This window comes from Paenibacillus tyrphae, assembly GCF_027925525.1.
GTDB lineage: Bacteria > Bacillota > Bacilli > Paenibacillales > NBRC-103111 > Paenibacillus_G > Paenibacillus_G tyrfis_B.
Genome location: NZ_BSDJ01000121.1, coordinates 1 through 265 on the forward strand (window position 1 = coordinate 1; position 265 = coordinate 265).

Annotated in this window: 1 protein-coding gene; it reads left to right on the plus strand. The window is 43.8% G+C overall.

Annotated elements, in window-relative coordinates:
* Window positions 1-85: 85 nt before the first annotated feature.
* Window positions 86-265 (plus strand): hypothetical protein (locus QMG93_RS35140; protein ID WP_281944541.1); only part of this gene is annotated, 180 nt, incomplete at its 3' end.

A 265-nucleotide genomic window follows, 5' to 3' on the forward strand; every position in this document is an offset into this window, starting at 1 on the left:
CGGCTGGTTGACTTGGAATGACTCTCCAGGAAGTGCGAACAGTAAGTCTGTGACATTCACCACCGGGCCATACGACGATTACCAGATGTATTGGGGATTACGATACGGCGGATCCATTGCTATCGATAATATTCAAGTTACCAAAGTTAATGAATCATTTGAAAGCGGAACATGGGAAACAAGTAATTTTACCTTGTTACAAAGAGAGGGCAGAGAAGTTGGTGTTGGAAAAGACGCTTCCCTGTCAGGATCTTACTTGGTCTAT